Consider the following 13,476-nt stretch of genomic DNA (forward strand, 5'->3'; position numbering starts at 1 on the left):
GCCTTACAATCGCATGTTATGTTCTAACTGAATATTAATCAAGGATAGTCCTAATGTCTTTTCGTCCGATGACATATATAAGAAAAAAAGCGATTCCAACGTTAATCGCCTCACTATTAATACCTCATGCTGCATTTGCTTTCTCTCCCTTTGTCATCAAGGATATTCAGGTTACAGGCCTGGAAAGTACAGAGCCTTCAATGGTATTCAGTTACATGCCTGTACAAATCGGTAATACCTTTACCGAAGAGCAGGCCTCAGATGTAATCCGTCGCTTGTATGCAACGGGGCTTTTCAATGACGTTAAAATCAATACAACTAATAATATTGTCCAGATTAACGTCATAGAGCGTCCGCTTATTACCTCCATTACTTTTGAAGGGATGCGTGCTTTTGATAACAAGGCCATTACCAAGGCATTGTCTGATGTCGGTTTTGGTGTTGGCAGGGCACTTGATCCCGCACTCCTGGACCGTGCTACCACAGAAATTCGCCAGCAATATGTTGTCAAAGGGCATTATGGCGTTGATGTCAGTTCAACCCTTACACCATTGCCCAATAGCCGGGTAGGGGTCAGTTTTACGGTTAACGAAGGCGTTTCCTCCCGGATTAAAGATATCAATATCGTTGGTAACAAGGCATTTTCAGAAAGTGAACTGCTTGATGAGTTAAGCCTGACCACACCTGGTTTCATGACCTGGTATACAGGCACACATAAATACTCACGAGAAAAACTCGAGCAGGATACAGAAACCATTAAGGGTTTCTATCTTGATCGTGGTTACCTGGATTTTTCCATGGAGCCACCACAAGTCACCATTTCTCCCAACCGGGAAGATATCTCCATCAACATGACCGTTAGCGAAGGTCAGCCTTACACGCTACGCAAAGTTCAGCTTGCCGGTGATCTACTTGACTTGAATACAGAGCTTGAGTCATTGGTTTCCTCGAAATCCGGTGAGGTATTCAATGCCTCAAAGGCACGTGATACGGTGGCTGCCATTAAAACCCGCCTGGGGGAGCTGGGCTATGCATTTGCAACGGTAACGCCCAACCCGGTTGCCGTTACTGGCACAACCGAAGCCGACCTGACTTTTTTTGTTGATCCGGGCAAACGTGTTTATGTGCGTCGCATCGATATTGGTGGCAACGTACGTACACGTGACCAGGTTATCCGTCGTGAAGTACGTCAACAGGAAGCCGCCTGGTATGATGCCGCTCAATTGGCAACATCCCGTGAGCGAATAGACCGTCTGGGCTATTTTAACGAAGTTCAGGTTGGCCAGGCTCCCGTGTCAGGAACCGATGATCAGGTCGATATCATTGTTGACGTCAAAGAAAAGCCAACTGGCATGATTAACCTGGGTGTGGGTTATGGCTCTACCGATAAACTTTCATTTACCGGTGGTATCAGTCAGGAAAATATTTTCGGTAGTGGTACCGATTTAGGTTTGCAGGTTAATACCAGCAAACGCAATCGGGCTGCTGTTATTACCCACACAGACCCTTACTGGACGTCAAGCGGTATTAGCCGTACCACTTCCCTGTATTATCGTATCGACAGGCCCTATAACTCAAACGTAGACCAGGACGAAGACAACTACCGTACCCGTTCTATCGGTTTTGGTATGAACTTTGGTGTGCCTATTTCGGAAAATGACCGTATTTTCATGGGTCTGACCTTTGAAAACAACAAAATCGAATTACCTAATAAAGACGCTGGTTATATTATTCCCCAGGCCTATCGTGACTTCGTGGATATTTATGGTGAATCCACCAATACATTCCTGTTTAACCTTGGCTGGGCCAAAGATACGCGTGATAGCGCATTGGCGCCAACCAGGGGTTACTATACATCGCTTATGGCAACTGCTGGCGTAGGCGATCTAAAATACTATATGCTTAGTGCCCAGCAACAATACTATTTGCCACTGGGTAAAGACTATACGCTTGCCTTCAATCTGGGTGCCGATTACGGTAAAAGTTTTGACAGCAAGAAGCCTTTCCCGGTCATTAAGAACCTTTATGCGGGTGGTATCGGTTCCGTTCGAGGTTACGAAGGTGCCTCATTAGGCCCCCGCGATCTGGAGTCGGGTGACTATCTGGGTGGTTCTACCCGGGTAATTGCTAATTTGCAGTTGTTTTTGCCTTTCCCTGGTACACAAAATGACCGTACCTTGCGCTGGTTTGTATTTGCCGATGCCGGTAAGGTTGGTGTTTCAGGAAAAACCAAATGTACCGACGGTAATGCAAATTATGGTGGCCTGGTAGATAAACCGTGTGGCTGGCGTTATTCAGCCGGTGTCGGTTTGTCATGGCAGTCACCCTTGGGACCATTGCAAATTTCATATGCACGTCCAATTAGTGCAAAACCAGGTGACAATAAAGAATCCTTCCAGTTCCAGATTGGTACTGCATTCTAAGGTTGTTTACAAACTTTAACAGTTATTTAATCGTCAGGCTGATATTAAAACTATCCTGACGAACGCTATTTTATATAATTCCTTTTTTATTATAAGGTTGTTTTCATGAGTTCAAGTTTGGTAAAAAATACTTTCGGCAAACGTAAAGTTGGCATGTTGCTTGCAACGTCAGTGATCGGTCTTACATTAACAGCACCGGCTGTATTCGCACAAGCAAATAAAACAACCGCAGGGGCAGAAAAGAAAACCGAGGCTGCCGCTGAAGTTTCCAGCAATAGCCCATTAAAAATTGGTTTTGTTAATACTGAAAAAATTCTTCGCGATTCAGCACCCGCAAAAGAAGCCCAGGAAAAAATTGAAGCCGAATTCAAGAAAAGGGATGAGGAACTGCAAAAACTGGCCAACTCGCTGCGCAGCAAAGCAGAAGAATTTGATAAAAACGTACCTGTCATGACTGATGCAGAACGCAGCAAAGCTCAGCGTGAACTGGCCGATATCGATACCGATCTTCAACGTAAACGCCGTGAATTCCAAGAGGATTTCAACCGTCGTCGCAATGAGGCTTTTTCAGGTATTGTCGATAAAGCCAATGCCGCGATTCGTGAAATTGCTGAAAAAGACAACTATGATCTTATTGTTCAGGATGCTGTAACTGTCAGTGCGCGAATTGATATTACCGAGACTATTATTCAAGTATTGGATAAAAAATAAGTATGGCAATTGTATTGAATCAGGATCAGGCAGTTACGCTGGACAAGCTGCTTGAACAGGTTGATACGAAAGGCCTGGATTGGCAGATAAAAAAAAGTTCGAATCAGCCGCTGCCATTTATTTTTGGCCTGGGTTCCCTTAATAATGCAGGGAAGACTGAAATCAGTTTTCTTTCAAATGCAAAGTTTTTTCCACATTTGTTAAAAACTGATGCGGCTGCCGTTATTTTGCCGCAAAAAGCAGTTGACCATTTGCCTGACTCTGTTCCATTTACGATGGTGGTATGTGAAAACCCCTATTTGCTGTATGCCCGCATTGCGCAATGGTTTGACCGCTTCAGGTTAAATGCGATCCCAAAACAAATACATCCTTCGGCGATTGTCGCGCCTGACGCCCATATCGAACAGGGGGTATCTATTGGCCCGCTGGCCGTTATTGAGTCCAATGCCAGCATTGCAGCAGGCAGCATCATTGGTGCTTCCTGTGTTATTGGCAAAAATACGGTTATTGGAAAAAACACCATTTTGTACGCTAATGTTACGCTTTACCATGATGTGATTATTGGCGAACGCTGTATTTTGCACAGTGGTTCGGTGATTGGTGCTGACGGCTTCGGTTTCGCACCTGATAACACCCATGCAAAAGGAGCCTGGTGCAAAATCTCCCAACTTGGGCGGGTTATTCTTGGGAATGATGTTGAAATAGGTGCCTGCACTACGGTAGACCGTGGAGCCCTTGAGGATACAATTATTGGCAATGGTGTCAAACTGGACAACCAGATCATGATTGGCCATAACGTTAAGGTCGGAGACCATACTGCAATGGCTGCCTGTGTGGGTATTGCGGGCTCTACCCAAATAGGAACCCGTTGTACCGTTGCGGGAGCCGGCATGGTTTCAGGTCACATTACCATTGGCGATGATGTGCATGTTTCGGGTGGATCTGCCGTTACTTCTGATATTCTGGAGCCGGGTCGTTACACAGGGGTTTTTCCCATCGCGGCACATGGTGTCTGGCAAAAAAATGCCGCTGTGCTTCAGCAGCTGGCTCAGCTCAGAAGACGTATTCAGCAATTGGAAAAAAAATAATTCAACCTGATCAAGCTGGCAGCTTCTTTACAAGTCCAGTTTGGTTTGCAAGTTTTTAAATATAAATAACAGGAAAATTTATGGTAATCGATATTCAAGGCATTATGGATCGCATCCCTCATCGTTATCCAATGCTGCTGGTTGATCGTGTCCTTGAAATGGTTCCAGGAAAAAGTATTGTTGCTGTCAAAAATGTAACTATTAATGAACCCTTTTTTCAAGGTCATTTCCCACACTTGCCAGTTATGCCAGGCGTGCTTATTATCGAGGCATTAGCCCAGGCAGCAGCAATTTTTTCATTTTCGAATGAAGATGGTACCATGCTGGATAGCTCAAAAACAGCTTATTACCTGGTAGGGGTAGATGGGGCTCGTTTTCGTAAACCGGTTGTTCCCGGTGATCAGTTAATGTTGCATGCCGAAGCAGAACGCATCAGTAAAGTTATTTGCAAATACAAGGCCAAGGCCATTGTTGATGGCGAAGTAGTTGCTGAAGCAAAAATCATGTGTGCAATAAGGGACTTAGGCTGATAATGTCAAACAATATCCATCCAACAGCAATTGTTTATGATGGGGCACAGCTCCATCCCAGTGTTATTGTTGGTCCTTATGCGATTATCCATAAAGATGTTCGCATCGGTGAAGGAACAACAGTTGGTGCCCATTGTATTATTGATGGATGTACCACGATTGGTAAAAACAATAATTTTTATCGGTTTTCATCTATTGGTGGCATGCCCCAGGATAAGAAATACAACGGAGAGCCTACCTGGCTTGAAATTGGCGATAACAACACCATTCGTGAATATGTGACGATTAATACGGGTACCGTGCAGGATGTGGGTACGACCCGTATCGGCAACGACAACTGGATCATGGCTTATGTGCATATTGCGCACGACTGTCAAATTGGCAATCACACCATCATTGCCAATTCAGTTCAATTGGCGGGGCATATTCATATTGGTGACTGGGCGATTGTGGGTGGTGGTACGGCCGCGCATCAGTTTATCCGTATCGGAGAGCACTCCATGACGGGCGGCATGAGCGCCATTCGCCAGGATGTGCCTCCTTATGTTCTTGGTGCCGGCCAGCCATACCGCCCGGCAGGTATTAATTCAGAAGGCCTCAAGCGCCGTGGATTTTCTCCTGAACAGATTTCCGCCATTAAAGAAGCCTATAAAATTATTTACATGCGCAAGCTGTCTACCGAGCAGGCACTTAAAGAAATCAAGGACTATCAAGAGCAACACACAGATAGCGGCTCGGTGCTGAAACCATTTGTGGACTTTTTTGAAAGCCACTCTCGCGGGATTGTCCGTTAATGGGTCTGAAAATTGCAATGGTTGCCGGAGAACCTTCTGGCGATCTGCTGGCCTCGCGAATTATTGATGGTATTAAGCAAGTTCAGCCAGACGCTTATTTTACGGGCATAGGCGGGCCAAACATGCTGTCCCGGGGAATGCAAATCCAGCACCCCATGGACAAGTTAAGTGTTTTTGGTTATGCCGATGCCATCAAGCAACTGCCTTCTTTAATCAGAACGTATTCCAGCCTTAAAAACAATTTAATGGCTCACAAACCTGATGTGTTTGTGGGCGTGGATGCACCTGATTTCAATTTACGACTAGAGCAAAAACTGCGTGAACAGGGGGTGCCCACCGTCCATTTTGTGGGGCCGTCTATTTGGGCATGGCGTTATGAACGTATTCATGCCATCAAAAAAGCAGTATCCCATATGCTGGTGTTGTTTCCTTTTGAGGTAGATATCTATCGCAAGGAAGGTATTCCCGTTACCTTTGTGGGTCACCCTTTGGCCAGCCAGATTCCCCTTAAACCCGATAGGCAGGCCGCAAGGCTTCGTTTGGGTCTGGATTCTGACGCCCGCATTCTGGCGATTTTGCCCGGAAGCAGAGCTTCTGAGGTTAAACTTCTGGCTCCCCGTTTTCTGCAAACGGCCAAGCAGTTGCTTGAACATGATCCAAATTTGCAGTTCATCGTTCCAATCGTCAACGAGAAAAGGCAGAAAGATTTTGATGAGATTTTTTCCGGCATTCCGGTTAATAATCTGAAAACCTTTGCGACTACCGATACAGAACGGCCTATTGCCTGGGATGTCATGGAAGCCTGTGATGCGGCATTAGTGGCTAGTGGCACCGCTTCACTTGAAATGGCTTTATTTAAAAGACCCATGGTCATTTCCTATGTGATTTCTCCCTTAATGAAAAAATTGATGGAGTGGAAGTCGGGGCAGCTCAAGCCTTATGTACCGTGGGTTGGCTTGCCAAATATACTATTAAATGAATTTGCCGTACCTGAAATCCTTCAGGATGAAGCAAGCCCTGAAAATCTGGCTGCCGCCTGTATCAATACGCTGGAAAATACGGCTTATATTCAGGAAATTCAACAGAAATTCTTGTTGCTTCATGAAAGCTTGCGCCAGGATACGGCTCGCCTTGCGGCCGAAGCCATTTTAAGTGCCGCGCATTCACCCGTGTAACGCCATGAGTCATAACCTTGATTTATTTGCAGACGCTGGTGCCGGTTTATTGGTCGCTGGAATAGATGAAGCGGGCAGGGGGCCATTGGCTGGTTCTGTGTATGCAGCTGCCGTTATACTTGATCCATTAAAACCGATCAATGGCCTAATGGATTCAAAAAAACTGTCTGAGAAAAAACGCGATCAATTGGCCCTTGAAATCAGGGAAAACGCACTGTCATGGTCAATTGCCCACGCCAATGTGGAAGAAATTGATAATATCAATATATTACAGGCAACCATGCTGGCTATGAAAAGGGCTTTTTCAGGTTTGCCCATCGTGCCGGGCCTGGTACTTATTGATGGTAACCGGGTGCCTGCGGATATGCCAGTAACGTGCCGGGCCATTATCAAAGGAGATGCCCTTGAATCCAGTATTTCCGCTGCTTCCATCCTGGCTAAAACAGCACGTGACGCTTCATTGAAAGTGTTGCATGAACAATACCCCGAGTATGGTTTTGACCAGCATAAAGGATATGGCACGGCACTTCACCTTGAACGCTTACGTTTGCACGGGGCATGCCCTGAACACAGGCGCAGTTTTGCCCCGGTAAGAAAGGTTTTGGTGTGAAAGTACATGTTATTATTACTTTTTTATATTAATTAAGCTAATTTTAAGTTTTGAAATTGATTTGCTCAAAAAAGAAAGTACAATTAGTTGCTTTCATTGTAAAGAATTACAGCCTTTTGTTATTGGATAGATATAATTTATGACCACACCTTTAACGCCAATTCCACCGAGTAACGAACTGCCCCATCGTAAAATTATTCGGAGCTGGTTAACACCATTGTCAGAGAAAAACACGCTTCGCGCGATTGTTCTGATGATTATTGATATTGCCTTGTTTTTTGCGCTTATTGCGGGGGCAATTATTTTTGAACCCTGGTGGGCAAAATTAATTTGCGCGCTGGTTTGCGGTTTTGTTATCGGCCGCCTGTTTATTATCGGGCATGACGCCTGCCACCAAAGTCTTACCCCCCACAGAAAATTGAATAAATGGCTGGGACGTATTGCCTTTTTGCCATCAGTATCCCCCTATAGCTTATGGGATGTAGGTCATAATGTTGTGCATCATGGGTACACCAACCTGAAAGGGATGGATTTTGTATGGTGTCCTCATACACAAGAAGAGTATGCGGCCATGTCCAAAGGACGCCAATTAATGGAACGCTTCTATCGTAGTGGATGGGGAGCCGGCATCTATTATCTTGTTGAAATCTGGTGGAATCGCATGATGTTCCCAGCCAAGGCCTATATGGGAACACAGCGTAAAGTCTTTTTTTGGGACGGTTTGCTATCTAGCGTGTTTGGTATTTCCTGGGCACTTATCGTGATTGTTGCCGCTATCCAAACCGATCAGTCCATTCTTTCCTTACTGTTTTTTGCCTGGTTTGTACCGCTGCTCTTCTGGTTTTACATGATCGGCTGGGTGGTGTATGTACAGCACACGCACACAAAAGTGGTTTGGCATGACAACAAGGCCGAATGGGCCAAAGCACAACCGTTTGTTTCCACAACCGTACATCTTACTTTCAACTTTTATTTTGGCGCACTAATGCATCATATTCTTGAGCATACTGCCCACCACGTTGATATGAGTATTCCCCTGTACAAATTAAAGGCTGCCCAGGCACGCCTGGAAGAAATGCTGCCAGAACGAATCGTTGTGCAGAAATTCAGCTGGAGATGGTATTTCAAAACAGCCAAGGCAACCAAGCTGTATGATTACGAAAACAAGCAATGGCTTGACTTCAACGGCAAGCCAACATTACAGGTAGTGTAATCTGTCTGGCTAAATAAAAATATTAGGCTTTGATATTATCCCGCTTATGCGGGATAATTTTTTGTATGAAACATATTTCCTCCAAAGAAAATCCCTTGTATAAGCAATTGCTGAAAACGCATCTTGGCAAAATCAAGGGTCAAGTCCTTATTGAGGGCGTTCATCTTTGCCATTCCTGGCTTGAGTGCTATGCTCATCCCTTGCTGGCGGTTTTCAATGCTGCCGTTCTGGATCGTGTTGAGACAGATACTTCTGCCCAGAATGCCACTGCTTATTCAGAAAATGCACCTATTCAGGAAAGCAAGTCAGCATTGCAGTCGTCAAGAAATGAAGTGGGGCACTTATTCAGTTTATTGAATGAGGAGCAATGCATTGTTGTTCCCGATAAGTTGTTTCGAAACTTGACGCATGTTGATTCACCACAGGGTGTGCTATTCCTGGTGAATATACCGTCTCACGAAGTGCCGGCAGTTATTAACGAAAGCTCGGTTTTTCTGGACAGACTGCAAGATCCGGGTAATGCAGGAACGATCCTGCGTTCAGCTGCGGCTGCCGGCATTCGTCATATATACCTGTCAAAAGGCAGTGTTTCTGCTTGGTCATCCAAGGTCTTGCGCAGTGCCCAGGGGGCACATTTTTCTCTTAATATATACGAGCAGCAGGATTTATCAGGATTAATCAGCCAGGCTTGCATTCCGGTCATGGCAACTGCTTTGTCTGGCAAGGCAAAAAATCTGTATGAAACACGCTTGCCTGATCAATGCATATGGTTAATGGGCCATGAAGGCCAGGGGGTAGATCCGGCTTTGTTAAGCAAGGCAAGCCACCTGGTATTTATTCCCCAAACGGACTTGGTGGAATCCTTGAATGTTGGTGTTGCTGCTGGCATTGTGCTGTTTGAGCATCGGCGTCAGCGCCTTTATCAAATTTAAAGCTATAAGCTCGTTCTGTTTATAAAAAATACCTGCCGGCAATACGAGTATTGCGAACAGGTATTAGTCGATGGAAGAACTGTTTTTTCTTTAATAGCTTGATTTGTTTAATCCCAGTATTTGCAAAACCGTGGTTGAAATTTCTTCAATTGATTTAGTGGTGGTTGATAACCATTCAATTTCTTCCCGTCGCATTAGTCTTTCCGCTTCAGCTACTTCATAAAAACATTGCTCTAGCGTGGCGTAACGGCTATTGGGGCGACGTTCATTGCGTACTTCACTTAGGCGTTCGGGCTGGATTGACAAGCCAAATAGTTTCTTGCGAAAAGGCTGGAGTGTTTTAGGCAGGGTGCCGCGCTCGAAGTCTTCGGGAATTAACGGGAAGTTGGCGGCCTTGATGGCGTATTGCATGGCAAGGTAAAGGCTGGTTGGCGTTTTTCCGCAACGTGAAACCCCCACAAGAATAACATCCGCTTCCTTAAGGCCATGGATGAATTGGCCGTCATCATGAGCCAGGCTAAAGTTGATGGCTTCTATGCGATTCCGATAGGCTTCTGAGCTGGCGCTTAAATGCGACATGCCAATGGTGGGTTCGGATTTTGTTTCCAGTGCCATTTCCAACTGGTTAACACAGGTGCCGAAGATGTCAATAAAAATGCAATTGCTTTCTTTGACATAGGCAAGAATTTCTTGTTTAATCAGCGTGCTGAAGACGATGGGGGGCTTTTGTTCACGTTCAGCAATATCATTGATTTTCTTTGCAACTTCCTTGGCTTTTTCATCACTAGTGATAAAAGGCTCGCGTATTTGCTGGAATTCAAAAGACTTATTGAACTGGGAAAGTACTGAGTGACTGAAGGTTTCTGCTGTAATGCCGGTGCTATCCGACACAATAAATACGGTTCTTCGATTAAGTTGCATTGTTATTACCTAAAAAACACCCAAAAAAAACCGTTAAACGGTACAATTCAGTCCATGATTGTAATCGACATCATCAGCTTGTCATATTAAAGGCCTATTTGCTTGAAGAATTTAGTTGTTTTTCAAACAAATATGCTTTCATTTTTTTATCTTAAGGGTGACTTTAATGTCGTATGTTGTTCCATTTGAAAATCTCCGTATTACGGATGTTGACTCGGTTGGTGGTAAAAATGCCTCACTGGGTGAAATGATTAGCCAACTGTCTACAGCAGGCGTTCGTGTTCCCGGCGGTTTTGCCACCACTGCAGATGCGTTTCGGGATTTTCTCAAGGTTTCAGGTCTTGATGCACGCATTGCCAATCGGCTTAGTACATTAAATCCGGAAGATGTGCGTGCATTGGCCGAAGCCGGTGCCGAAATCCGCCAGTGGATTATCGATGAGCCATTTTCTGCCGAATTTGAAAACCAGATCCGTGAGGCTTATGGCGAACTGGATGCCGATGGCAATGGTTCTTTTGCGGTTCGTTCTTCAGCAACTGCAGAAGACTTGCCCGATGCCTCATTTGCCGGCCAGCAGGAAACTTTCCTGAACGTTGCAGGCATTGATGATGTTCTGGATAAGATCCGTCACGTTTTTGCTTCACTGTACAACGATCGTGCCATTTCCTATCGTGTTCACAAAGGTTACGCTCACGCTGAAGTGGCCCTGTCTGCCGGTATCCAGCGTATGGTCCGCTCAGACAAGGGTAGTGCCGGTGTAATGTTCACCCTGGATACCGAATCCGGTTTTGATGACGTCGTGTTCATCACCTCTTCTTACGGACTGGGTGAAACCGTTGTACAGGGTGCCGTTAACCCTGACGAATTCTACGTATTCAAGCCTACACTCGAGTCTGGCAAATATCCTATTGTTAGCCGCCGTATTGGCTCAAAACTGCTAAAAATGGAATTCAACCCAGAGCGACGCCCTGGTGAAAATGCAGTGTTAACGCTGGATGTTCCCGTTTCAGAAAGAAACCGTTACTCTTTAACTGATGATGAGGTTATTGAGCTGGCCCGTTATGCAGTCATTATTGAAAAACACTACCAGCGCCCTATGGATATCGAGTGGGGCCGTGACGGCATCGATGGCAAGCTGTATATCCTGCAAGCACGCCCTGAAACCGTCAAGTCACAACAGGGTGCTCATGACGTACAACAACGTTACAAACTGAAGGCAACAGGCCAGGTCTTGATTACCGGTCGTGCTATCGGACAAAAAATCGGTTCTGGCAAGGTTCGCATCATTAACGATATTGCCCAAATGGATCAGGTAGAAGCCGGTGATGTATTGGTGACCGATATGACCGACCCTAACTGGGAGCCGGTCATGAAGCGTGCTGCCGCGATTGTAACCAATCGGGGTGGACGCACTTGCCACGCTGCAATTATTGCGCGTGAACTGGGTATTCCAGCTGTTGTCGGCTGCGGTGAAGCAACCGAAGTGCTTGCCAATGGTTCTGAGGTTACCGTGTCTTGCGCAGAAGGTGATGAGGGCCGTATTTATGAAGGCTTGCTGGAAACCGAAATTGAAGAAGTCCGTCGTGGTGAAATGCCTGAGGTTGACGTAAAAATCATGATGAACGTGGGTAATCCCCAGTTGGCCTTTGATTTCTCACAAATCCCCAACGCAGGTGTTGGCCTGGCGCGTCTTGAATTTATTATCAACAACAACATCAACATTCACCCTAAAGCGGTGCTTGATTACCCCAATGTTGACAGCGACCTGAAAAAAGCGGTTGAATCTGCCGCCCGTGGCTATGCAAGCCCACGCGCTTTCTTTGTTGAAAAACTGTCAGAGGGTGTTGCCACCATTGCGGCAGCATTCTATCCAAAACCGGTTATTGTTCGCATGTCCGACTTCAAGTCCAACGAATATCGCAAGCTGGTTGGCGGTTCCCGCTACGAGCCCGAGGAAGAAAACCCGATGTTGGGTTTCCGCGGTGCCGCACGCTATGTTTCCGACGACTTTGCCGAATGCTTCCGCATGGAATGCGAGGCACTGCGCTTCGTTCGCGAGGAAATGGGGCTGACCAACGTTGAAATCATGATTCCTTTTGTACGTACCCTTAAGCAGGCAGAGCGCGTCATTGGTTTGCTGGCTGAGAACGGTCTGAAACGCGGCGAGAATGGCCTGCGTGTGGTCATGATGTGCGAAGTGCCTTCCAATGCTATTCTTGCCGAGCAGTTCCTTGAGTACTTCGATGGGTTCTCTATCGGTTCAAACGACATGACCCAGTTAACCCTTGGTCTTGACCGTGATTCTGGCATGGAGTTGCTGGCGGCTGATTTCGACGAGCGCGATGAAGCGGTTCAATTTATGTTGTCACGTGCTATTCAGGCATGCCTGAAAGCGGGCAAGTATGTTGGCATTTGCGGCCAGGGTCCCAGCGATCACCCGGATCTGGCGGTATGGCTGAAAGAGCAGGGTATTTTGTCAATGTCCCTTAACCCCGATACGGTGGTTGATACCTGGCAAAAACTGGCGCTAATCAAGTAATTCCAAAAGCGGTTATAAAAACAGGCTCTTTTTCAAGGGCCTGTTTTTTTGTGGTAACAATTAAAAAATACGACAAACTTATTTTCTGGATTCCATAACAATGAGTATTTCATTTTTTTAATAAAACCAAGGGTGAATTAAGTTACACTTAACGAATAAACATTTGTATTTAAGGAAATTGAAATGAGTGAATTGATTATTGAAGATATTGAAGTGGGTGGCGGTGAAGAGGCCAGGAACGGTCAGCACGTAACCGTACACTATACTGGGTGGTTGCTGGATAATGGTGCAAAATTTGATTCCAGCAAAGACCGTAACCAGCCATTTTCTTTCCCTTTGGGCGCAGGTCACGTCATTAAAGGATGGGACCAGGGCGTGGCAGGCATGAAAATTGGTGGTAAACGAAAATTAACCATTCCTGCATCGTTAGGTTATGGTGCTCGTGGCGCAGGGGGTGTTATTCCGCCTAATGCAACCCTTGTCTTTGAGGTTGAATTACTCGAGTTGTCTTAAAAGTACGCTTATTAACGGGTTTTGCTA

Annotated in this window: 12 protein-coding genes; 11 read left to right on the forward strand and 1 reads right to left on the reverse strand. The window is 45.7% G+C overall.

Features of this window, described 5'->3' with window-relative positions; genetic code table 11:
• Positions 1-53: 53 nt before the first annotated feature.
• From bamA to JHL22_RS08360, 9 genes are all read left to right on the forward strand, one after another.
• Positions 54-2,423 (forward strand): outer membrane protein assembly factor BamA, encoded by a 2,370-nt coding sequence (gene bamA / locus JHL22_RS08320; RefSeq protein ID WP_200235892.1) that lies wholly within the window; start codon positions 54-56, stop codon positions 2,421-2,423.
• Between the two features lie 105 nt (positions 2,424-2,528).
• Positions 2,529-3,134, forward strand: a complete 606-nt coding sequence (locus tag JHL22_RS08325; protein WP_200235894.1) for an OmpH/Skp family outer membrane protein — start codon at positions 2,529-2,531, stop codon at positions 3,132-3,134.
• A gap of 2 nt (positions 3,135-3,136) precedes the next feature.
• Positions 3,137-4,222 (forward strand): UDP-3-O-(3-hydroxymyristoyl)glucosamine N-acyltransferase, encoded by a 1,086-nt coding sequence (lpxD, locus tag JHL22_RS08330; RefSeq protein ID WP_200235896.1) that lies wholly within the window; start codon positions 3,137-3,139, stop codon positions 4,220-4,222.
• An 80-nt stretch (positions 4,223-4,302) separates the two neighbouring features.
• Positions 4,303-4,752, forward strand: a complete 450-nt coding sequence (gene fabZ / locus JHL22_RS08335; protein ID WP_200235899.1) for a 3-hydroxyacyl-ACP dehydratase FabZ — start codon at positions 4,303-4,305, stop codon at positions 4,750-4,752.
• 2 nt (positions 4,753-4,754) lie between these two features.
• Complete coding sequence (lpxA, locus tag JHL22_RS08340; protein WP_200235901.1) at positions 4,755-5,546, forward strand: acyl-ACP--UDP-N-acetylglucosamine O-acyltransferase; 792 nt, start codon at positions 4,755-4,757, stop codon at positions 5,544-5,546.
• A complete protein-coding gene (gene lpxB / locus JHL22_RS08345) occupies positions 5,546-6,721 on the forward strand; it encodes a lipid-A-disaccharide synthase (protein WP_200235903.1) in 1,176 nt (391 codons plus the stop codon). The genes lpxA and lpxB overlap by 1 nt, the downstream gene beginning before the upstream one ends.
• A gap of 4 nt (positions 6,722-6,725) precedes the next feature.
• Positions 6,726-7,331: a ribonuclease HII gene (gene rnhB / locus JHL22_RS08350; protein ID WP_200235905.1), complete on the forward strand. Its 606-nt coding sequence runs from the start codon at positions 6,726-6,728 to the stop codon at positions 7,329-7,331.
• Between the two features lie 139 nt (positions 7,332-7,470).
• Complete coding sequence (locus JHL22_RS08355; protein WP_200235907.1) at positions 7,471-8,544, forward strand: fatty acid desaturase; 1,074 nt, start codon at positions 7,471-7,473, stop codon at positions 8,542-8,544.
• A 65-nt stretch (positions 8,545-8,609) separates the two neighbouring features.
• Positions 8,610-9,476, forward strand: a complete 867-nt coding sequence (locus tag JHL22_RS08360; RefSeq protein WP_200235908.1) for a TrmH family RNA methyltransferase — start codon at positions 8,610-8,612, stop codon at positions 9,474-9,476.
• A gap of 90 nt (positions 9,477-9,566) precedes the next feature.
• On the opposite strand, the gene ppsR is transcribed toward JHL22_RS08360, so the two are convergent.
• On the reverse strand, positions 9,567-10,397 hold the full coding sequence (gene ppsR / locus JHL22_RS08365) for a posphoenolpyruvate synthetase regulatory kinase/phosphorylase PpsR (protein ID WP_200235910.1): 831 nt from the start codon (positions 10,395-10,397) through the stop codon (positions 9,567-9,569).
• A 166-nt stretch (positions 10,398-10,563) separates the two neighbouring features.
• Between ppsR and ppsA the strand changes: the two genes are divergently transcribed.
• Complete coding sequence (gene ppsA, locus JHL22_RS08370) at positions 10,564-12,936, forward strand: phosphoenolpyruvate synthase (RefSeq protein ID WP_200235912.1); 2,373 nt, start codon at positions 10,564-10,566, stop codon at positions 12,934-12,936.
• A gap of 183 nt (positions 12,937-13,119) precedes the next feature.
• Complete coding sequence (locus JHL22_RS08375) at positions 13,120-13,449, forward strand: FKBP-type peptidyl-prolyl cis-trans isomerase (RefSeq protein ID WP_200235914.1); 330 nt, start codon at positions 13,120-13,122, stop codon at positions 13,447-13,449.
• Positions 13,450-13,476: the final 27 nt, after the last annotated feature.

Source organism: Advenella mandrilli (assembly GCF_016595155.1).
GTDB lineage: Bacteria > Pseudomonadota > Gammaproteobacteria > Burkholderiales > Burkholderiaceae_B > Advenella > Advenella mandrilli.

What these genes read in the sequence shown, in the direction of transcription:
- JHL22_RS08325 (WP_200235894.1), top strand. Translation starts at nt 2,529, where the DNA reads ATGAGTTCAAGTTTGGTAAAAAATACTTTCGGCAAACGTAAAGTTGGC.
- lpxD (WP_200235896.1), top strand. Translation starts at nt 3,137, where the DNA reads ATGGCAATTGTATTGAATCAGGATCAGGCAGTTACGCTGGACAAGCTG.
- rnhB (WP_200235905.1), top strand. Translation starts at nt 6,726, where the DNA reads ATGAGTCATAACCTTGATTTATTTGCAGACGCTGGTGCCGGTTTATTG.
- ppsA (WP_200235912.1), top strand. Translation starts at nt 10,564, where the DNA reads ATGTCGTATGTTGTTCCATTTGAAAATCTCCGTATTACGGATGTTGAC.
- bamA (WP_200235892.1), top strand. Translation starts at nt 54, where the DNA reads ATGTCTTTTCGTCCGATGACATATATAAGAAAAAAAGCGATTCCAACG.
- JHL22_RS08360 (WP_200235908.1), top strand. Translation starts at nt 8,610, where the DNA reads ATGAAACATATTTCCTCCAAAGAAAATCCCTTGTATAAGCAATTGCTG.
- ppsR (WP_200235910.1), bottom strand. Translation starts at nt 10,397, where the DNA reads ATGCAACTTAATCGAAGAACCGTATTTATTGTGTCGGATAGCACCGGC.
- fabZ (WP_200235899.1), top strand. Translation starts at nt 4,303, where the DNA reads ATGGTAATCGATATTCAAGGCATTATGGATCGCATCCCTCATCGTTAT.
- lpxA (WP_200235901.1), top strand. Translation starts at nt 4,755, where the DNA reads ATGTCAAACAATATCCATCCAACAGCAATTGTTTATGATGGGGCACAG.
- JHL22_RS08355 (WP_200235907.1), top strand. Translation starts at nt 7,471, where the DNA reads ATGACCACACCTTTAACGCCAATTCCACCGAGTAACGAACTGCCCCAT.
- lpxB (WP_200235903.1), top strand. Translation starts at nt 5,546, where the DNA reads ATGGGTCTGAAAATTGCAATGGTTGCCGGAGAACCTTCTGGCGATCTG.
- JHL22_RS08375 (WP_200235914.1), top strand. Translation starts at nt 13,120, where the DNA reads ATGAGTGAATTGATTATTGAAGATATTGAAGTGGGTGGCGGTGAAGAG.